Origin of the sequence: Micromonospora peucetia (assembly GCF_900091625.1) — a bacterium.
In the GTDB taxonomy this organism is placed as follows: Bacteria; Actinomycetota; Actinomycetes; order Mycobacteriales; family Micromonosporaceae; genus Micromonospora; species Micromonospora peucetia.
The window spans coordinates 2,071,094-2,089,573 of record NZ_FMIC01000002.1; the positions used below are offsets into that span (position 1 = coordinate 2,071,094).

Consider the following 18,480-nt stretch of genomic DNA (forward strand, 5'->3'; position numbering starts at 1 on the left):
CGCGCGGGTGGAAACGACACCCACCGGGCGACCGACCGGTCCTCGTCCACAAGTTATCCACAGCCTGTGTACGCACCGATTGTGGCCGCCCGCCGGACGCGGGTCGGACCTGCCCCCTGCCTGAACGGGCGCTGAAGCGGGTTCATCGTGCCGAACGATTCACTACCTTGTCCGGTCTTGGCCGCCGGCGACGACCGGACTTTTCGACGCTGACCGCAATCGGGCACGGTAACAGCGTTGTCCGCGCGCCATCAACCGGTGACGCGCGGCGACCCTTGTCAACATCAGCGAAAACCGCCGCTTCGGTCGCCGGTGGGGCCCGGCGTACCGCCCTGCTGGGGGTGTTTGACGGTGGTTGTCGCCCTGCGTAGGCTGAAATGGCTGCTCTCTCGCCCTCTGCTAGGGTGATGGGTGCTTGCTGTCCGCGGTCGCTTCCCTGCATCGCCGAGGTCCCGCTCCGCCGGGCAGCACCGATCGGGGGCCACCGCCGAGGTGGCCTGGACCACCACACGATCCCGGCGACCCCTCGCCCGGGGCGTACGAAAACGGAGAGCCTGACGTGAGCAAGCGCACCTACCAGCCGAACAACCGCCGCCGCGCGAAGACCCACGGCTTCCGGCTGCGCATGCGCACCCGTGCCGGCCGCGCCATCCTTTCGACCCGTCGCTCCAAGGGCCGCACCCGCCTGTCGGCCTGAGGCCGACACGGTCAGGTCCGGGGGACGTGGACAGTCGTGCTGGCGGCCGCACAGCGACTGCGGCGTAGCACTGACTTCGCCGCAGCGGTCCGGGGTGGTCGACGTGCCGGCCGTGGTGCCGTCGTTGTCCACCTGAGCCTGCCGACGACCCCCGACGCCACGACAGCAACCTCGCCGGAGCCGGCGCGGAGCACCGGGACGGAGCAACCCTCCGGACCGGCCCGCGCCGGCTTCGTCGTGTCCAAGGCCGTCGGGAACGCCGTGGTCCGCAACCGGGTCCGGCGTCGCCTGCGACACCTGGTCCGTGAGCGGCTGACCGGTCTGCCCGCGGGAAGCACCCTGGTCGTACGGGCGTTGCCCGCCGCGGCCGACGCGTCGTACCCGCGACTCGGCACCGATCTCGATGCGGCTATCGCCGCGGCGACGGCGCCCCGCGGACGGCGGTCCCGGTGACCGCCGGACCGACCGGGCCACGGCCGACGACGATCGGTGCCCGGGTGCTGAGCGGGCCCATCGTCGCGTACCGTCGGTGGATAAGTCCGGCTCTGCCGGCCCGCTGCCGGTTCTACCCGTCGTGCAGTGCCTACGCCCTGGAGGCGGTGGCGGTGCACGGCGCGATCCGGGGAGCGGGCCTGACGGCCCGGCGGCTGTTGCGCTGCCACCCCTTCCACCCAGGTGGACACGACCCGGTGCCTGAGCCGGGCGACCGCCGCCGTGCCGATGCGACTGGAGCCTGAGAATTGAGTCTCGACTGGATCTACTACGCGATTTCGTGGATCCTGCTGGCCTGGCATGGGGCCTGGGACGCCATCCGGGTGCCGGACACGGCGGTAATCGGCACGAACTGGGCCTGGATCCTCGCCATCGTCTTCCTGGTGGTCACCGTCCGGGTGATCCTGTTCCCCGTCTTCGTCAAGCAGATCAAGTCGCAGCGCGCGATGCAGGCGCTCCAGCCGCAGGTGAAGGCGCTGCAGGAGAAGCACAAGGGTGACCGGGAGACGCTCCAGAAAGAGATGATGGAGCTCTACCGGAAGGAAAAGGCCAACCCGCTCATGGGCTGCCTTCCGATGTTCCTCCAGATCCCCGTCTTCCTGGGCCTCTTCCACGTGCTCCGCCGGCTCGACCCGGCCAACGGGGGCAAGACCCTCTACGGCTGGACGGTCACCCAGTTCGAGAGCGCCTCGGCCGCGAAGCTCTTCACCGCACCGATCGCCGGCAAGTTCGGCTCGACCGCCGACGAACTGGCCCGGCTCGGTGCCAACGGCACCACCGTGAAGGTCATCGCCGGCATTCTGGTGCTGATGATGATGGGCACCACCTACCTCACCAGCCGTCAGATGATCCTCAAGACCGGCTGGGCCGAGGACCCGCAGCAGCGGATGATCCAGAAGCTGATGCTCTACGGCATCCCGCTGTCGCTGCTCATCTCCGGCGCCATCTTCCCCATCGGTGTGATCATCTACTGGGTCACGAACAACCTCTTCACCCTCGGCCAGCAGCAGTGGGTGCTGCGTAAGTTCCCGCCGCCGCCGACCGCCACCAGCAAGCCGGTCACCTCGACCCGCAACCCCGTGCAGCCGGCGAAGTTGGGCGGCCTGCTGGGCCGCGGCAAGCCGGCCCCCCAGGCCCCGGCCAAGCCGGTCGCGCCGAAGATCGCCGGCCCCAAGCCGGGCGCCAAGCCGGCCAACCCCAAGAAGGGCCGCCCCGCCAAGCGGCAGGGCTGAGAACCTCCGGGCCGCCGTCGGGACACCGGCGGCGGCCCGTTCCGCACTGTGCAGCCGCCGTACGGCCGGCGCCGGGCGGAACCGCCGCGTGCGACGCGGCCCACGGGCGAGACTGCCCGTACGACAGACGTGCCCGTGGGTACCGGCGACCTCCCGCCGGCCCCGGGGAACCAGCGGACCCGACGGTCCGGCCGAGCGAGTACGGAGATGAGACCGTGACCGACACCAGCACCCCCCAAGCCGACCAGTCCCTGGACGACGAGGGGACCGAGCCGACCGCGGTGAACGGCGACACCGCGGAGACCGACGAGGAGTCGGGCATCCGGGAGAAGAAGACGGTCGGCGAGAGCGAACTGTTCCGGCAGAGCGAGATCGCGGCCGACTACGTCGAGGGCCTGCTCGACATCCTCGACTACGACGGCGACATCGACGAGCTGGTCTCCGGCGGTCGCCCCGTCGTCGAGGTGGTCGGCGCTCGGCTGCAGAACCTGGTCGGTCAGCGCGGCGCCACCCTGGAGGCGCTCCAGGAACTCGCCCGGCTGGCCGTCTTTCGGCAGACCGGTACCCCGAGCCGGCTGCTGCTCGACGTCGGCGGCTACCGGGCCACCCGCCGCAAGGAACTCGCCGCAGTCGCCAAGAACGCCGTGGAGAAGGTCAAGGAGCACGGTGAGCCCGTGCGCCTGGAGCCGATGTCCGCGTTCGAGCGCAAGTGCGTACACGACGTGGTCAACGCGATGAGTGGCGTGGAGAGCGAGTCCGAGGGCGTCGAGCCGACCCGGCGCATCATCGTCCGGCCGGCGGACTGACCGGGTGACCCACGACGACACCACGGCCGGTGCCGTGGACGGCCCGGGTGGCACGCCGCCCGGGCCGTCCCCTGTCCGGCCCGAGCCGAACGTGACCCCCGCCGCGCCGTCGCCGGCCGCGGATTCTGACGCCGCGCCGTCGCCGGCTGCGGATGCCGACGCCCGGCTGGCGCCGGCCGTCACCGAAGCCACGCCCCCGCCGGCTGTTGCGGTGCTGCCGCCGGAGCTGGCAGGTGCGGCACGCACCCTCTTCGGCGACCGGATCGAGTTGGCTGCCGCGTACGCCGAACTGCTCGCCACCGACGGCGTGCTCCGTGGCTTGATCGGCCCGCGCGAGGCGCCGCGGATCTGGGATCGCCACCTGCTCAACTGCGCGGCGGTGGCCGAGCGGATCCCGGAGGGCGCGACGGTGCTCGACGTCGGTTCCGGGGCCGGGCTGCCCGGCCTGGTGCTGGCCATCGCGCGCCCCGACCTGACGGTGACCCTGATCGAACCGCTCGCCCGGCGCACCTCCTTCCTCATCGAGGCGGTGCAGCACCTCGGGCTGACAAAGATGGTCCGGGTGTTCCGGGGGCGGGCCGACGAGGCGGCGAACGGGTCGACAGGCGTCGGCCCGTTGAGCGGTGACGTGGTGACCGCGCGTGCCGTCGCACCGCTGGACCGGCTCTCGACGTGGTGCCTGCCGCTGGCCGTGCGCGGCGGTCGGCTGATCGCCCTCAAGGGCGCGTCCGCCGCCGACGAGGTCGCCGAGCACGCGCAGACCGTGGCCCGGCTGGGCGGCGGTGAGCCCGAGGTGCACCGCTGCGGCGAGGGAGTGATCGATCCGCCGACGACGGTGGTGGAGATCGTGCGGGAGCGGATGGTCGGGCCGGGTCGACCCAAGGCCGCCAAACGGTCGGGTGGCGGCCGGCCCCGGCGGCGCTGAGTCCCTGTCGGAGTCCACGCCGGATGTCCGGGTGCCGGCTTCCCGTCCGGCGGTTGTGTCGTTGAACCGGTGCGGGTGGGCGGAAGGATGAGAACCCGACGTGGACCGGCTGCGCCCGTGAGCCGTAGGCTGGCTGCGCGTCGATAGTGTGGAGCGGGCGGCAACGGACGTTCACCGGTCCCGCCGCTCCCGCCGGGCCGCACGCTCCGCGGTGCGATCGCGTGCGGCCAGTTGACGCGGTGCGGACCGACCATCCGAAGCGGGCAGGGATGACAGGTGCATGACGACGGCAGGTACGACGATCCACGCGTGACCGGGTCGACGGGCGACCCGGTTTCACGTGAAACCGACTACCCGAGCTGGGCGCCCGACGGGCCGCCCCGCGGCCGGTCGACCCGACCGCCGGATCGTGATGCGGCAGCCCGGCCGGACGGTGTTGCGCCGGAGCCTCCGGCGCCGCGCGTCACGTTCGACGGGCCGCGCCCCGGCAATTCGCCCGGCGGTCGGGCGACCCCCATCCGGCGCAACGCCTCGACCTTGGCCCGGTTCGAGTCTCCCGTGCCGCAGCAGCCCATCCCCGACTCGGTGCCGGGCTCGACCCCCGAATCCGTTCCCGTCACGGACACGTCCGCGTCCCCGGCCGGCTCCCATGGGGCCGCCGCCGCCAAGGCCGCGTACGTTTCACGTGAAACCCCGACGCGCGAAGAGGATGACCCACCGTTGGCTATGGAGGCGATGCGCGCCGTGCAGATCCTGAATCCGAGTGGCGAGGTGACAATGCCTCGGCCGGAACGGACCCGGGTCATGTGCGTCGCGAACCAGAAGGGCGGCGTGGGAAAGACCACGACCACCGTGAACCTTGCGGTGGCGCTCGCCCTGCACGGCAACCGCGTGCTCGTGGTCGACCTGGACCCGCAGGGCAACGCTTCGACCGGGCTGAACGTCCCGCACCACACCGGCGTGCCGGACGTCTACGACTGCCTCATCAACAGCGTTCCGCTGGAGGAGGTCGCCCAGGGCGTCGAGGGCATCCCCAACCTCTGGTGCGTACCGGCGACGATCGACCTTGCCGGCGCGGAGATCGAGCTGGTGTCGGTGGTCGCGCGCGAGTCCCGGCTGTCCCGGGCGATCGACGCCTACCCCGGCCAATTCGACTACGTCTTCATCGACTGCCCGCCCTCGCTCGGCCTGCTCACGGTCAACGCGCTCGTGGCCGCGCAGGAGGTGCTCATTCCGATCCAGTGCGAGTACTACGCGCTGGAAGGGCTGAACCAGCTGATCAACAACATCAACCTGGTCCGTCAGCACCTCAACCCCAAGCTCGACGTCTCCACCATCCTGCTCACCATGTACGACCGGCGTACCCGGCTGGCCGACGCCGTCGAGCAGGACGTGCGGAACCACTTCGGCGACAAGGTTCTCCAGGCGGTCATCCCCCGCAACGTCCGTGTTTCGGAGGCACCCAGCTACGGCCAGTCGGTGATGACCTACGATCCGGGATCGCGGGGGGCGACGAGCTATTTCGAAGCCGCCCAGGAGATCGCCGAGCGTGGCGTCAAGGAGCCGGTGAACCGGAATGCGTAGTGCGGAACAGTCGCTGGGAGGCGTGGCATGAAGAACCGTCCTCGGGGCGGTCTGGGACGGGGCCTTGGGGCGCTCATCCCGACCGGGCCGGCGCCGACCGCCGTGATCGAGCCGATCACCCCCGCCGAACCGATCAGCACGGCTGAGACGTTGGCGGCCGACGTCGTCGCCGGCGCGCAGACGGCCGCCGACGACGGCGCCGGCGCGCAGACCGAGGCGGCGGCAACGGCCGTGGTGAGCCCGGCCGTTGCGGCGCAGCCCGAGCCTCAGCCCGTGCTCAGCCCGGTGCCGGGTGCCAGGTTCGCTGAGATCCCGGTCGACGCGATCGTGCCGAACCCGAAACAGCCCCGCCAGGTCTTCGACGAGGACGCCCTGGAGGAGCTGAAGACCTCGATCCAGGAGGTCGGCTTTCTCCAGCCGATCGTCGTACGGCAGCTCGACGACGAGAAGTACGAGCTGGTCATGGGCGAACGGCGCTGGCGGGCCGCAGAGGCCGTCGGGCGGGAGAACATTCCGGCGATCATCCGGGACACCCGCGACGACGCCATGCTCCGCGACGCGTTGCTGGAGAACATCCATCGGGCGAACCTGAACCCGCTGGAAGAGGCAGCCGCCTACCAGCAGCTGCTGGACGAGTTCGGCGCCACCCACGAGGAGCTCGCCCGACGCATCGGGCGGAGCCGGCCGCAGATCTCGAACACCATTCGCCTGCTCAACCTGCCGGCGCCGGTGCAGACGCGGGTCGCCGCAGGCATCCTCTCTGCCGGGCACGCTCGCGCGCTGCTGAGCCTCGACGATTCCGAGGCGCAGGAACAGCTCGCACTCCGCATCGTCGCCGAGGGGATCTCGGTCCGCGCGACCGAGGAGATCGTCGCGCTGGCCCTGAGCGATGGTACGAGCACGAAGGAGGCGGCCAAGCGCCGTCCGAGGCCGCACGCCCCCGCGCTCACGGATCTGGCCGACCGGCTCTCCGACCGGTTCGACACCCGCGTGAAGGTGGACATCGGCCGGAGTAAGGGCAAGATCACGATTGAGTTCGCGACGGTCGACGACCTGGAGCGGATCGTCGACCTCATCGGCGTCGGCCAGGAGGAGGAGCCGGAGGCCTGACCTCCGTCGGCCCGGTCGGCTGTACGACCGGGTTCGGTGCCGATGTGAACGGCAGTATCGCCGGCCGCGTGACCCCTCAGGTCACGCGGCCGCTTCGTGTGCTGCGGGTCGAGGCGCCGGTAGCTCATCAGGTGAGGCGACTCGTCCGAGCCCCGCTGGTGATTATCGTCCAGTTGACTCTGATGCGTCATGACTGTCCAACGCGGGTGGTGTGCCGGTGGCCGAGGGCCGCCGCAGCGAGATTGGCCGCTCGCACAGGGCAACCGAGTTGCGACCCGGCACGTCGACCGTTCTGACGTGCCGGAAGCCTTGACCGAGGTAGTAGCGGTGCAGGGCGGCGTTGGCCTTCCAGGCGTTCAGTCGCAGGTAGGCCTCCTCGCCTGGGCGGCCCGCCAGGCCGCCTCGTGCAGCATCCGGGCACCGAGTCCCTGACCGTTGTAGGACCGGCCCACGGCGAGGTGGCGGACGTGCAGCGGTACGTCCAGGCCGCCGGAGGCCGTCCAGAATTCCTCGTCCGGGTGTACTTGCGGAGCCATGGGAAGCAATCCGGTGTTTCACGTGAAACCCAAGGCGTGGATCAGGGGAATTCGGGAGCCCTCGCCGCCGTTTCCCGGTCGCCAGGTGCAGGGCGGCCGGTTTCACGTGAAACCCGTCCCGCCTGTGCACCCGCCGGTCTGTGCGGTCCTGATCGCGGCGTGGGTCGTTCGACCCGCGGGTGAACCCACGCCGGCCTCCCTCCCGGCGAACAGGGGCCCGCAGGGCGTCGGAGTGGAGGCCGGCCTCGGCGAGTTGGAGCCGAGCGCCGTCATGGCCCCCTCCGGTATCACGGCACCGCCGCGACACCGCCGCCGTTCTCGGAAGCCGGGGCTGGGCGGGCGCCCCGCACGTCCCACCGTTAGACGCCCTCAGAACGTCGTGCCGGCGCGTTGACGTCCCAGCCGTGACGGCACCACGGTCGTTGGCGTCCAGCGTGCCCAGGGCCGTACCGCCGGGCTTCTGATTCGCTTGGCGCCCTGGCGCCGTGAGAGAACCTGGTTCGTCTGGGGTCCCACCGCCTCGACGGCGGCCGTCCCCGGTGGTCGGGCGCTCTCTCCGCAGGTGCGCGGTTGGTGCCAGCCGGACGCGTGCGTCGCGGTGAGGGTGACCCCGAACAGGTCGGCGACACGAAGATGCGGAACCCGCTGTCGCCCGGCGCGACTGGCACCGCCCCGTGACCAGGGTGCAACTTCGGTGCCCGACGGCGTGAGTGCAACTCTGGCGAAGATGCTCCGCCACCGCTACCCGTCGGTGGCGGAGCGACATGCGGCCAACCGTCGTCGCTGGCCCGCCTGTCCGGTCTCACCCCTGCCCCGACTTGCAGGCGCCGACCCGCAGGTTTCGCCGACCCGACCTCCAACGATTCCCGAGCTGCGGGGCATCAGCGGTGGCTGGCTGGCGAGGGCGAAGCCTGTCGGTCGCGCCTCTGGTTTCACGTGAAACCGGCGCCTCCGACTCGACAGAGAATTTGGGAGGCGGGCCCGAAAGTTATCCACAGGGGTTATCCACAGGGTCACCCCGTTTCACGTGAAACCCCGCGTGGAACGGGGTGCCAGCCTGTGGATGACGGCATGTGTTCGGGGTCTCATCGGCCTGTGGATACCTGTGGACAGAGTTGCTCTCCGCCCCGTATCGCGGCCGGAGTGACACCGCTCCGTCGATCGTTCGGGGTAGGGACAGCGGTGCCGGAACCGGTTAGTGTCAGCGTCGTGCACGACACCCCTCCGTTAGTTCCGGACTTCACCCAGTGGCCGTCCTTTCCCTTCGAGGGCGACCTTCGTGTAAGGCAACTCGATGACCCGGTCCCGGTCGAACCGCCGCGTAAGGGCGAGGGGCACCGGGAATGCACGGCCTGCAAGGCCCCCGACGACGCCTACATCTGGGTGGGTGAGCGATGGCGGGTACGCGCCATGGACCGCCCCACCGGGCTGCCGATGGTGCTGATCCTGGAATCCCGTTCGCATCTGGATCTCGGAGACCTGCCGAATCTCCTCGCCGCCGAGTTGGGCGTGATGACCGTACGGCTGGAGCGGGCCATCCGGTCCCTCGACGGGGTCGCCCGGGTGCACGTCAACCGCTGGGGTGACGGCTCGGCGCACCTGCACATGTGGTTCCTCGCCCGCCCCTACGGACAGCTCCAGCTACGGGGGACCTTCCTCTCCCTGTGGGACTCCATCCTGCCGCCCATCTCGGAGGCGCGGTGGCGGGAGAACCTCGCCATGGTCGCCGCCTGGCTGGCGGAGTTCGGGGGGCGCCCGCTGGCTGAGCCCCCGCGTATCCAGTGGCAGGCGCCGTCCAGCTTCACCGGGCAGCCCCCGGCCGACGAAGAGCCTCCGGAGGGCGAGCCGGTGTCCGTGATCGGGTCCGCCGAGGAGACTCCGCCAACAGAGGAGCCGGAGGTCGAGGCACCCACCAGGGACGCCTAAGGCCCGTGTCGAAGTCGGTCACAGCCACTCGTTGATGGCGCGAGGTGAATGGTGGCCGCCTGCTCCACGCCGAACGGTCACTCCGGTTCGGGCACCACCGCAGACTCGACGGGCCCTAGCATCGGCGGCATGGCAACGCGGCTGGTTCAAATCAACATGAAGGCTCGGGACGACTCCGCGCTGGGCGGTTTCTGGGCGGAGGCGCTCGGCTGGAGAGTCTCCAGCGAGGGACCCGGCGTGACCAACCTCGAACCCGAGGGCTTCGTCTACCCCGACCCCGTCGCTGTCTGTCTCGACCTCATCGTCTCCCCGGAACCCAAGACGGTGAAGAACCGCGTGCACGTCGACCTCGCCACCACCTCGGCGGCCCATCAGGCGGAGGTGGTCACGCGCCTGAAGGATCTCGGCGCAACACCTGCCGACGTAGGCCAGGGCGACGTCCCATGGACGGTCATGGCCGATCCAGAGGGCAACGAGTTCTGCGTGCTGGACTGGCACGACCCGAACCGAGACACCGGACCGATCGCCACGGTAGTGGTCGACTGCGCGAATCCGCGAGCCATGGCCCGCTTCTGGGGCAAGGCCATGGACTGGACCCTGCACAAGGTGACCGACCACAACGCGGTACTGCGCTCCGCCAAGGGCGTCGGCCCATATCTGCAGTTCCTCCGCACACCCGACGTGAAGACCGTGTGGAACCGCGTCCATCTCGACCTCCGCCCATACCCAGGTGACGACCTGGAGGCCGAGGCGGCCAGACTGCGGACTCTCGGCGCCACCGCCATCGACCTAGGCCAAAACGATGTCCCGTGGACCGTCCTCGCAGACCCGGAAGGCAACGAGTTCTGCCTCCTCACCCCAGGCTGACCTGAGCCCCCGTCAGCCGCTCACTACGGCCACCAGCCCGGACTTTGCGACACGCTCTGGACGCGCGACGGGCGGCCACTCGGAGGAACTTCCTCCGAGTGGCCGCCCGTCGCAGGTCGGAACGGGGTGTGGCTGACCGTGGCAGATCGGGACCGGTGCGGCTGGCCAGTGCGGGTCGGACCGCGGTGCGGCTGACCTGTGGGGTGTGGCAGACCGGTCGGTCAGGGGTGTCGGGCTGCGGCGCGGGCCACCAGGGTCCCGACCATCCTGCCGAAGTCCAGGCCGGCTGCCTGGACCGCGAGCGGCAGCAGCGAGGTCTCGGTCATCCCCGGCGAGACGTTGACCTCCAGCACGTGCGGCTGCCCGGCGGAGTCCACGATGAGGTCGACGCGGCTCAGATCGCGTAGGCCCAGCGCGGTGTGTGCGGCCAGCGCGACGTCGGCCACCGCGTTGGCCACCTCCGGCTCCAGTCGTGCGGGCGTGTGCCAGGTCGTCCGGCCGGCGGTGTAGCGGGCGGCGTAGTCGTACACCCCGTTGCGGGGGACGATCTCCACCGCCGGCAGGGCGCGCGGCCCGTTGCCCAGGTCGACCACGGAGACCGCAACGTCCATGCCGGGCACGTACCGCTCGACCAGCGCCGTCGAGTCGTACGCGAAGCAGCCGACCATCGCGGCCGGCAGGGATGCCGCGTCCCGGACCACGGCGGCGCCCAGCCCCGAACCGCCCTGGGTGGGCTTCACCATGAGCGGCAGCCCCAGCCGCTCGACGATCCGGTCCAGCACCGCCACAGCGCCCAACTCGGAGAACCGGTCGTGCGGAAGGGCGACCCAGTCGGGGGTCGGGATGCCGGCCTCGCGGAGCACCGCCTTTGCCGAGGGCTTGTCCCAGGCGAGCCGCGACGCGCGGGCGTCGCACCCCACGTACGGGATGCCGCAGAGGTCGAGTACTCCGCGCAGCGATCCGTCCTCGCCGGTGGCACCGTGCAGGGCGATCACGACGGCGTCCGGTGGATCGGCGGTGAGGGCGGGCAGCAGCGCCACGTCGGCGTCCCGCAACTCGGCGTCCATCCCGACCGCGCGCAGCGCGTCGAGCACCCGGCGCCCGGACCGGAGCGAGACGTCACGTTCGTAGGAGAGGCCGCCGGCGAGCACCAGCACCCGCAGGTCGGCGGTGACGGCCGGGTCGGTCACGAGAGCACGGTCGGCAGCGGTGGGAGCCATGCCGGAATCATGCCAAGTCGGGTCCCGGCGTGTCCGCGCCGGCCTGCCCGCGCCGCGCACCGGGGCGGCCGACCGCGCCGAACACCCGCCGCATGGCGATGTCCTGCTCCATCACGCCGGCCAGCCGACGCACACCCTCGCGGATCCGCTCGGGGGACGGGAACGAGAAGTTGAGCCGCATGTTGCCGGTGCCGGTGCCGTCGGCGTAGAAGCCGGTGCCCGGCACGTATGCCACCCGGGCGGCGATGGCCCGCGGCATCATCGCCTTCGAGTCGAGGCCGTCGGGCAGGGTCGCCCAGACGAAGAGGCCGCCGCCCGGCGTCGTCCAGGTCGTGCCGGCGGGCATCAGGTCGTCCAGTGCGGCGAGCATCGCGTCTCGGCGTTCCCGGTAGACCTCGCGGTAGACCTTGAGCTGCTCCCGCCAGGGCATGGTGCCGAGGTAGGTGGAGACGGCGGCCTGCGCGTAGCCGCTCGGGCAGAGGATCTGCGCCTCGCTGGCGATGACCAGCTTGTCGCGGACGGCGTGCGGCGCGAGGATCCAGCCGACCCGCAGACCGGGGGCGAAGGTCTTGGAGAAGGTGCTGAGGTAGAAGACCCCGTCGCGGCGCCGCGCGCGCAGCGGCGCCGGCGCGTCCCCCTCGAAACCCAGCTGACCGTACGGGTCGTCCTCGACCACCAGCAGGCCGGCGCGCTCGCAGATGTCGAGCACCCGCTCCCGCCGCTCCTCGGTCAGCGTCACGCCGGTCGGGTTCTGGTAGGTGGGGATGGTGTAGAGGAACTTGACCCGCCGGCCGGCGCGCGCCTGCTCGGCGATGACCGCTTCCAGCGCCTCCGGAATCAGCCCGTCGTCGTCCATCGGCACGTGCGCGACCTGCGCCTGGGCGGCCTGGAACACCCCGAGCGCGCCGACGTAGGTCGGCCCCTCGGCGAGCACCACGTCCCCCGGGTCGAGGAAGAGCCGGGCCACCAGGTCGAGGGCCTGCTGCCCGCCAACGGTGACCACCACGTCGTCCGGGGAAGCGCCGCAGGCGGCGTCGATGCCGGAGAGGGCCATCACCTCGCAGATCCGCTCGCGCAGCTCAAGGGTGCCCTGGCCGATGCCGTACTGGAGGGTGGTGGCGCCGTGCTCGGCGCCGAGCCGGCCGAGCATCTCGCCGACCGCGTCGAGCGGCAGGGCCGCGATGTAGGGAGCGCCGCCAGCGAGCGAGACCACCTCCGGCCGGCTGGCCACCGCGAAGAGCGCGCGGATCTCCGAGGCGGTCATGCCCCGCACCCGGCGGGCGTACCGGTCGGTGTAGTCGTCGAGCGTCGTGCCGGTCATGACATCACCTCGATGGCTGCTCGGGTGGCTCCCACCCCGGCGTACCCGGGACACCGACGACCATGGCGACGCGGGACGCCGGTGTCGATCCTAGCCGCCACCTGGCAGGACGTCACCGGGACGTGACGGGCGTCCACATCGCGGACCCCGGTCGGCAACCTCGGAAGGAGGGGCATTCGCGCGTCCCCTCCCACGGCGTCCGTTCGCGGCGTACGATCGCTCGTCGGGGGCAGGAAGGCGGCGTTGTCATTCCGGTGCCGCTCTCGCCCCTGAGCCTAGTGTGGGGATGCGTCAATGTCGCGACGTCTGGTCAGCTTGACCCTCGACACCCTGGAGGACCTGCCCCGTCCGTGCCGGCAGTGCGTCTACTGGGAGCTTGATCCGGTTTCGGCGGACCGGGCCTGTGCCGCGGGCGACCCGGGGCTGGAGAAGGAGGCCTGGGTCTCGCAGACGCTGCTGGAGTGGGGATCCTGCGGAAAGCTCGTCTACGTCGACGGGATGCCAGCCGGCTTCGTCCTGTACGCCCCGCCGGCCTACGTGCCCCGCTCGATGGCGTTCCCCACCTCCCCGGTCTCCGCCGACGCCGCGCTGCTGATGACGGCCAACGTCGTGCCCGCCTTCGCCGGCGGCGGGCTGGGCCGGATGCTGGTCCAGGGCGTCGCCCGGGACCTCACCAAGCGCGGCATCAAGGCGATCGAGGCGTTCGGCGACGCCAAGTTCGGCGACGCCAAGTTCGGCGACGCGGCCGACCCCACCGGCGCCTGCGTCGCCCCGGCCGACTTCTTTCTCTCCGTGGGCTTCAAGACGGTCCGCCCGCACCCGCGCTTTCCCCGCCTGAGGCTGGAGCTGCGGACCGCGCTGAGCTGGAAGTCCGACGTCGAGTACGCGTTGGAGAAGCTGCTCGGCTCGATGAGCCCCGAGACGCTGCTCCGGCCGGTCCGTCCGGCTCCGGCCACCCGTTCGACGGCCGGCTGACACCGGGCCCCGACGCGTCCGGAGGGCCGGCGGTTCAGTCGACCACCGTTCCGGCGGCCACCACCGCCCGCAGCTCGCTCACGTTGATCGAGCCGGTGGGGACGTCCCGCTCGACGGGGAAGTACATCCGCTGCACGGCGGCCACGATGGCCTCCACCACCCGGTCCCGGAACCGGGGGTCGACCAGCCGGGCCCGGTCGGTGGGCGAGGTGAGGTAGCCGACCTCGACGCGTACGGCCGGCATCCGGGTCAGCCGGAGCAGGTCCCACGCCTTCGCGTGCGTACGGCAGTCACGTAGCCCGGTGCGGGCGACGATCTCTCGCTGCACCAGCCCGGCCAGCCGCTCCCCGGTCGCCGAGGTGACCCCGTTGTCGGTGCCGTAGTGGTAGGTCGCCACCCCCTCGGCCTCCGGGTTGTCGTGCCCGTCGAGGTGTAGCGAGATGAACACGTCGGCGCCGAGCGAGTTGGCCAGCTCCGCCCGCCCGACGTCCGGCAGGCAGTCCTCCGGGGCCGGCCCGCGGGTGAGCAGCACCCGGACGCCGGAGGCGGCGAGCCTGCCCTCCAGCCGGCTTGCCAGGTCGTGCACCAGGTCCGCCTCGGTCCACCGCAGTGGCCCGGACAGCACCACCACGCCCGGGTCGGTGCCCCCGTGGCCGGGGTCGACGACGACGGTCCGGCCCACCAGCGTCGGGCCGGACTGCCGGATGGCGTCGGACTCGCGCAGCCACTGCGGCCGGCCGCCGACGACCTTGCGGCCGAGCCGGCGCAGCGCGTTCATGGTGTGTGGCCCGCACGAGCCGTCGGGCGTCAGCCCGACCTCGCGCTGGAACTGGGCGACCGCCCGGGAGGTCCGTACGCCGTAGATGGCGTCCGCGCGTCCGACGTCGTACCCCATCTCCAGCAGTCGTTCCTGAAGTGAACGGACATCCTCACCGGTGAGTGGCTCCGGGACGGCGTGGTAGAGCGTGCGGGCGCCGAGCCGCCAGCGGGCGGCGTCCAGGGCCCGCCAGGTCTCCGCGCCGACCCGACCGTCCACGCTGAGCCCCCGGGACTGCTGGAAGGCCCGCACCGCCCGTTCGGTGTGCGTGTCGAACTCGTCGGCGTCCGGCGCCGTCGGCGCGAGCAGGTCGAGGCCGGTCAACACCGTACGGATCTCGGTCACCGCCGGTCCACGGTCACCGGGTCGGATCGGACGCACGCACGACCCCCTCTGCGCGGACGGTTGCTGGCCGGGCGGCCCCGGGTTGAGGCTATGCGGTCCGGGGGGCCGGGTGCGGCCCGTCGGGGAAAACCCGTCGGCCCCGTACCTGGTCCGACCGGGTACGGGGCCGACGTGCGTCGGTGCTGCTCAGAGCGCTGATTCGATGAGCTTGACGAGCTCGCCCTTCGGCTTTGCACCGGCGATCGACTGCACCGGCTCGCCGTGCTTGAAGACGGTGAGGGTCGGGACCGACATGATCCGGTAGGCGCGCGCGGTCTCCGGGTTCTCGTCGATGTTGAGCTTGACGATGGTGACCTGGTCGCCCATCTCGCCGGCGATCTCCTCCAGCAGCGGCGACACCTTGCGGCACGGGCCGCACCACTCGGCCCAGAAGTCCACCAGGACCGGCTTGTCGGACTTCAGTACGTCGGCGGCGAAACTCGCGTCGGTGACCGACTTCGTTGCTCCCACTATGACCCCTCCTCCGGGACGTGTTTTGGTTGTTCAGCCCTGCAGCGTGGCGATGAAGCGTTCGGCGTCCAGCGCGGCGGCACAGCCCGTGCCGGCGGCGGTGATCGCCTGGCGGTAGGTGTGGTCCACCAGGTCGCCGGCGGCGAAGACACCGGGCACGCTGGTCCGGGTGCTGGGCGCCTCGACCTTCACGTAGCCCTCGTCGTCCAGCTCCACCTGCCCCCGGAAGAGCTCGCTGCGCGGGTCGTGACCGATGGCCACGAAGACGCCGGTGACGTCCAGGACCTTGGCCTCGCCGGTGTGCGTGTTGCGTACCCGCACACCGCACACCTTTCCGTCGTCGCCGAGGATCTCCTCGACCACGGTGTTCCACTCGACCTTGATCTTGTCGTTGCTCAGCGCCCGCTCGGCCATGATCTTGCTGGCCCGGAAGGAGTCCCGGCGGTGGAGGATGGTGACCGACTCGGCGAACCGGGTGAGGAAGCTGGCCTCCTCCATCGCCGAGTCACCGCCGCCGACGACCACGATGTGCTGGTTGCGGAAGAAGAAGCCGTCACAGGTCGCGCAGGACGAGACGCCGTGGCCCAGGTATTCCTGCTCACCGGGCACGCCGAGCGGGCGCCACGCGGAGCCGGTGGTGAGGATGACCGCCCTGGCCCGGTACGCGGTCTGGCCCACCCAGACGGTGCTGACGGCGTCGGAGCCCAGGCTGCCGGTGTCCTTCAGCTCGACCCGTGTCACGTCGTCGGTGAGGAACTCCGCGCCGAACCGCTCGGCCTGCTTGCGCATGTTGTCCATCAGCTCGGGGCCGAGAATGCCGTCGGCAAAACCGGGGAAGTTCTCCACCTCGGTGGTCGTCATCAGCGCGCCGCCGGACTGCACGCCCTCGATGATGAGCGGCTTGAGGTTGGCGCGCGCCGCGTAGACCGCAGCCGTGTAACCGGCCGGCCCGGAGCCGATGATGATCAGGTTGCGGACCTCGTCCACTGCCGTCTCCCGATTGTGTTGTTCGCCATCGGCGCGCACCGATGCCGATCCGATGCCGACGCCCCTCGCGGGCGCCGGCAGCCTGATGTGCAGAACGTCATCGTACGAATCGGGGATTCCCGAGCCGGCCTTCCGGTGGGTCAGGTCACGTATACGGTCAAACGTCCGGTGGCCGCGAATTCACCCTACCCGCGTGCGGTAGCGGCTGTCCGAGCCGGATCCGGGCACACCACATTCCGGCCCGCTCGCCCAGGCCCAGTGCGCGCCCGTGGCGTCGGTGAAGCGCACGATCAGCGCCGGGCGGCCCTGGAACCGGGCATAGTCGACCACTTCGACCACCAGCGGACCGTTGCCGTGCTCGGCCTTGATCTCGCCGATGCAGGTGCCCAGCGCGGCGGGGTCGGTGAGTCGGTCGAGCCCGGTGGCGGAGCCGGGCAGCCGCCCGCCCTCCGCCTGGACGCCGGGCTTTTCTCCGCCCGGACCTCCGGTGAACGGCTGCGACAGCGGCGATGACCGAAGGACGGCCAGGGACTCCGGCGTGTAGTCCGTCCCGCTGCGCACCGACGGTTCGCCGGTGATCCGGAACGGTGTGGCGGCGGGGCCGCCGCTCTCGCGGCTCGCTGTGCCCGGCAACGCCGTGTCCGCGGCTCCGTCCATCTGCTGGTTCCTGGTGAGCTGGCTGATGCCGAACCCGACCGCCGCGATCGACACGGCGGCCAGCGCGACCGGCCCGGCCAACCGGTTCCAGCGGCGCCCCCGCCGGCCCGGCCCGGTGATCCCGCCAGGTCCCGGCTCCGACCGGGGTGCGCCGGCAGGACGTCTCCCGGACCCGCCGAGCGGCTGTGCCGGCACCGCACCGGCTGCGCCCACCCTGACTGCCGGCCGTCCATCGGCCGGCGTCACGTCGTGCCTCACCGTCCGCTCGCTCGGTTCGGAGCGACTCGGTTCGGACTGGCCCGGCTCGGAGCGGTCCGGCTCGGAGCGGTCCGGCTCGGAGCGGTCCGGCTCGGAGCGACTCGGAGTGGGGCTTGTGGCGCCGAGGCCGGCTGTGGTGGCGTTGGCCAGCGCGGCGACGATCCGGTCGGTCACGTCAGTCGGCATCTCGGGGGCGGGTGCGCCCCAGGCGGCCAGGTCCGCGCGGACGTCCGCCACGGCTGGGGCCAGCAGCGCGTACGCCTGCGCCCAGTCCTCGTCCTCGTCGACCAGTCGGGCGACCAACTCCTCGTCCGGGGTGCCGTCCAGCGCCCCGCCGAGGTAGTCGGCGAGCAGGTCGTGGTCGACCTCCCTGAACCCCCCGGCAGTCACGATTCCTCCTGGTGGGCATCCCGCCGAGACCGTCCCGACCCCGATCGGACGCCCCCGGGCGACCGTGGGTTCCCTCGGGTGACGGCCGGCACGTTCGGACCTGTCGCCGGGCCCGGCTCCGGCTGCTGCTCGGTCTGCTGCGGGGCGGGCTGGGGCTTCGCCTGCTGCGGCGCGGGGCGGGGGCGCAGGTGCCCGAGCTGGACCGCCAGGCGGGCCCGGCCCCGGGCGCACCGGCTCTTGACCGTTCCCTCGGCCACGTCGAGGATCCGGGCCACCTCGGCGACGGGGTAGCCCTGGAGGTCGACCAGGATCAGCGCCGCCCGCTGCTCGGGCGGCAACTCGGCGAGCGCCTGACGGACCACGAGCGCCGTGTCGTGGTCCTGGACGGGTGCCGCCGGTTCAACTCCCCCGGTGCCGGAGTCGGCGTCCCGGACGCCGTCCGGCAGCGGCACCGTGGGGTGCGCCTGGCGGCGGCGGATCCGGTCCAGGCAGGCGTTCACCACGATCCGGTGCAGCCAGGTGGTGACTGCCGAGTCGCCCCGGAACCGGCCGGCGGCCCGGTGGGCGGACAGCAGCGCGTCCTGGAGGGCGTCGGCAGCCTCCTCACGGTCGCCGAGCGTGCGCAGGGCCACCGCCCAGAGCCGGTCCCGGTGCCGGTGGAAGATCTCGGTAAAGGCGTGCCGGTCGCCGGCGACGTGGGCGTGCAGCAGGTCGAGGTCCGTCGCCCCGGACGGCTGCGCCGACGACGCGACCGGTGGGTCCACCGGCCCACCGGCCGTTCGTTCCCCGCGTACGCCCATCACCACGTCCGGCGGAGGCGGTGCC

19 protein-coding genes are annotated in these 18,480 nt (G+C 71.6%); 11 read left to right on the plus strand and 8 right to left on the minus strand.

Annotated elements, in window-relative coordinates:
• The first annotated feature begins 559 nt into the window (after positions 1 to 559).
• From rpmH to GA0070608_RS09740, 8 genes are all read left to right on the plus strand, one after another.
• Positions 560 to 697: a 50S ribosomal protein L34 gene (gene rpmH / locus GA0070608_RS09705; RefSeq protein ID WP_088959667.1), complete on the plus strand. Its 138-nt coding sequence runs from the start codon at positions 560 to 562 to the stop codon at positions 695 to 697.
• Positions 698 to 733: 36 nt separating this feature from the next.
• On the plus strand, positions 734 to 1,150 hold the full coding sequence (gene rnpA / locus GA0070608_RS09710; RefSeq protein WP_091625403.1) for a ribonuclease P protein component: 417 nt from the start codon (positions 734 to 736) through the stop codon (positions 1,148 to 1,150).
• Between the two features lie 44 nt (positions 1,151 to 1,194).
• Positions 1,195 to 1,434, plus strand: coding sequence for a membrane protein insertion efficiency factor YidD (yidD, locus tag GA0070608_RS09715; RefSeq protein ID WP_218107637.1), 240 nt, complete (start codon positions 1,195 to 1,197; stop codon positions 1,432 to 1,434).
• Between the two features lie 3 nt (positions 1,435 to 1,437).
• Positions 1,438 to 2,421, plus strand: coding sequence for a membrane protein insertase YidC (gene yidC / locus GA0070608_RS09720; RefSeq protein WP_091625410.1), 984 nt, complete (start codon positions 1,438 to 1,440; stop codon positions 2,419 to 2,421).
• A 215-nt stretch (positions 2,422 to 2,636) separates the two neighbouring features.
• Positions 2,637 to 3,227: a Jag family protein gene (locus tag GA0070608_RS09725; protein ID WP_091625413.1), complete on the plus strand. Its 591-nt coding sequence runs from the start codon at positions 2,637 to 2,639 to the stop codon at positions 3,225 to 3,227.
• A 166-nt stretch (positions 3,228 to 3,393) separates the two neighbouring features.
• Positions 3,394 to 4,152 (plus strand): 16S rRNA (guanine(527)-N(7))-methyltransferase RsmG, encoded by a 759-nt coding sequence (gene rsmG, locus GA0070608_RS09730; protein WP_323135715.1) that lies wholly within the window; start codon positions 3,394 to 3,396, stop codon positions 4,150 to 4,152.
• A 276-nt stretch (positions 4,153 to 4,428) separates the two neighbouring features.
• Positions 4,429 to 5,736 carry a ParA family protein gene (locus GA0070608_RS32560; protein WP_091625417.1) on the plus strand — a complete coding sequence of 436 codons (1,308 nt, stop codon included), beginning with the start codon at positions 4,429 to 4,431 and terminating at the stop codon, positions 5,734 to 5,736.
• Between the two features lie 27 nt (positions 5,737 to 5,763).
• Positions 5,764 to 6,846: a ParB/RepB/Spo0J family partition protein gene (locus GA0070608_RS09740; RefSeq protein WP_091625420.1), complete on the plus strand. Its 1,083-nt coding sequence runs from the start codon at positions 5,764 to 5,766 to the stop codon at positions 6,844 to 6,846.
• Positions 6,847 to 7,202: 356 nt separating this feature from the next.
• On the opposite strand, the gene GA0070608_RS09745 is transcribed toward GA0070608_RS09740, so the two are convergent.
• Positions 7,203 to 7,382, minus strand: coding sequence for a hypothetical protein (locus GA0070608_RS09745; RefSeq protein ID WP_091625424.1), 180 nt, complete (start codon positions 7,380 to 7,382; stop codon positions 7,203 to 7,205).
• A gap of 1,209 nt (positions 7,383 to 8,591) precedes the next feature.
• Between GA0070608_RS09745 and GA0070608_RS09750 the strand changes: the two genes are divergently transcribed.
• Positions 8,592 to 9,308 carry a hypothetical protein gene (locus tag GA0070608_RS09750; RefSeq protein ID WP_091625429.1) on the plus strand — a complete coding sequence of 239 codons (717 nt, stop codon included), beginning with the start codon at positions 8,592 to 8,594 and terminating at the stop codon, positions 9,306 to 9,308.
• Positions 9,309 to 9,437: 129 nt separating this feature from the next.
• Positions 9,438 to 10,175 carry a VOC family protein gene (locus GA0070608_RS09755; protein WP_091634743.1) on the plus strand — a complete coding sequence of 246 codons (738 nt, stop codon included), beginning with the start codon at positions 9,438 to 9,440 and terminating at the stop codon, positions 10,173 to 10,175.
• A gap of 221 nt (positions 10,176 to 10,396) precedes the next feature.
• Here GA0070608_RS09755 and GA0070608_RS09760 read toward each other — a convergent pair whose 3' ends face one another.
• The gene (locus GA0070608_RS09760; protein WP_091625433.1) at positions 10,397 to 11,395 is read right to left on the minus strand and encodes a D-alanine--D-alanine ligase family protein; all 999 of its coding nucleotides are present in this window, start codon (positions 11,393 to 11,395) and stop codon (positions 10,397 to 10,399) included.
• 7 nt (positions 11,396 to 11,402) lie between these two features.
• On the minus strand, positions 11,403 to 12,716 hold the full coding sequence (locus GA0070608_RS09765; RefSeq protein ID WP_091625438.1) for an aminotransferase-like domain-containing protein: 1,314 nt from the start codon (positions 12,714 to 12,716) through the stop codon (positions 11,403 to 11,405).
• Between the two features lie 294 nt (positions 12,717 to 13,010).
• Here GA0070608_RS09765 and GA0070608_RS09770 point away from each other — a divergent pair, with 294 nt between their 5' ends.
• Positions 13,011 to 13,691 (plus strand): GNAT family N-acetyltransferase, encoded by a 681-nt coding sequence (locus tag GA0070608_RS09770; RefSeq protein WP_091625441.1) that lies wholly within the window; start codon positions 13,011 to 13,013, stop codon positions 13,689 to 13,691.
• A gap of 34 nt (positions 13,692 to 13,725) precedes the next feature.
• On the opposite strand, the gene GA0070608_RS09775 is transcribed toward GA0070608_RS09770, so the two are convergent.
• From GA0070608_RS09775 to sigM, 5 genes are all read right to left on the minus strand, one after another.
• On the minus strand, positions 13,726 to 14,889 hold the full coding sequence (locus tag GA0070608_RS09775) for an N-acetylmuramoyl-L-alanine amidase (RefSeq protein ID WP_091625444.1): 1,164 nt from the start codon (positions 14,887 to 14,889) through the stop codon (positions 13,726 to 13,728).
• A 150-nt stretch (positions 14,890 to 15,039) separates the two neighbouring features.
• On the minus strand, positions 15,040 to 15,363 hold the full coding sequence (trxA, locus tag GA0070608_RS09780; protein ID WP_091625449.1) for a thioredoxin: 324 nt from the start codon (positions 15,361 to 15,363) through the stop codon (positions 15,040 to 15,042).
• A gap of 33 nt (positions 15,364 to 15,396) precedes the next feature.
• A complete protein-coding gene (gene trxB / locus GA0070608_RS09785) occupies positions 15,397 to 16,350 on the minus strand; it encodes a thioredoxin-disulfide reductase (protein ID WP_091625453.1) in 954 nt (317 codons plus the stop codon).
• 180 nt (positions 16,351 to 16,530) lie between these two features.
• A complete protein-coding gene (locus GA0070608_RS09790; protein WP_091625458.1) occupies positions 16,531 to 17,655 on the minus strand; it encodes a hypothetical protein in 1,125 nt (374 codons plus the stop codon).
• The gene (sigM, locus tag GA0070608_RS09795; protein ID WP_091625462.1) at positions 17,652 to 18,455 is read right to left on the minus strand and encodes an RNA polymerase sigma factor SigM; all 804 of its coding nucleotides are present in this window, start codon (positions 18,453 to 18,455) and stop codon (positions 17,652 to 17,654) included. The genes GA0070608_RS09790 and sigM overlap by 4 nt, the downstream gene beginning before the upstream one ends.
• Between the last annotated feature and the right edge of the window lie 25 nt (positions 18,456 to 18,480).

What these genes read in the sequence shown, in the direction of transcription:
- GA0070608_RS09765 (WP_091625438.1), bottom strand. Translation starts at nt 12,716, where the DNA reads ATGACCGGCACGACGCTCGACGACTACACCGACCGGTACGCCCGCCGG.
- sigM (WP_091625462.1), bottom strand. Translation starts at nt 18,455, where the DNA reads ATGGGCGTACGCGGGGAACGAACGGCCGGTGGGCCGGTGGACCCACCG.
- GA0070608_RS09760 (WP_091625433.1), bottom strand. Translation starts at nt 11,395, where the DNA reads ATGGCTCCCACCGCTGCCGACCGTGCTCTCGTGACCGACCCGGCCGTC.
- GA0070608_RS09755 (WP_091634743.1), top strand. Translation starts at nt 9,438, where the DNA reads ATGGCAACGCGGCTGGTTCAAATCAACATGAAGGCTCGGGACGACTCC.
- GA0070608_RS09740 (WP_091625420.1), top strand. Translation starts at nt 5,764, where the DNA reads ATGAAGAACCGTCCTCGGGGCGGTCTGGGACGGGGCCTTGGGGCGCTC.
- GA0070608_RS09770 (WP_091625441.1), top strand. Translation starts at nt 13,011, where the DNA reads ATGTCGCGACGTCTGGTCAGCTTGACCCTCGACACCCTGGAGGACCTG.
- GA0070608_RS09745 (WP_091625424.1), bottom strand. Translation starts at nt 7,382, where the DNA reads ATGGCTCCGCAAGTACACCCGGACGAGGAATTCTGGACGGCCTCCGGC.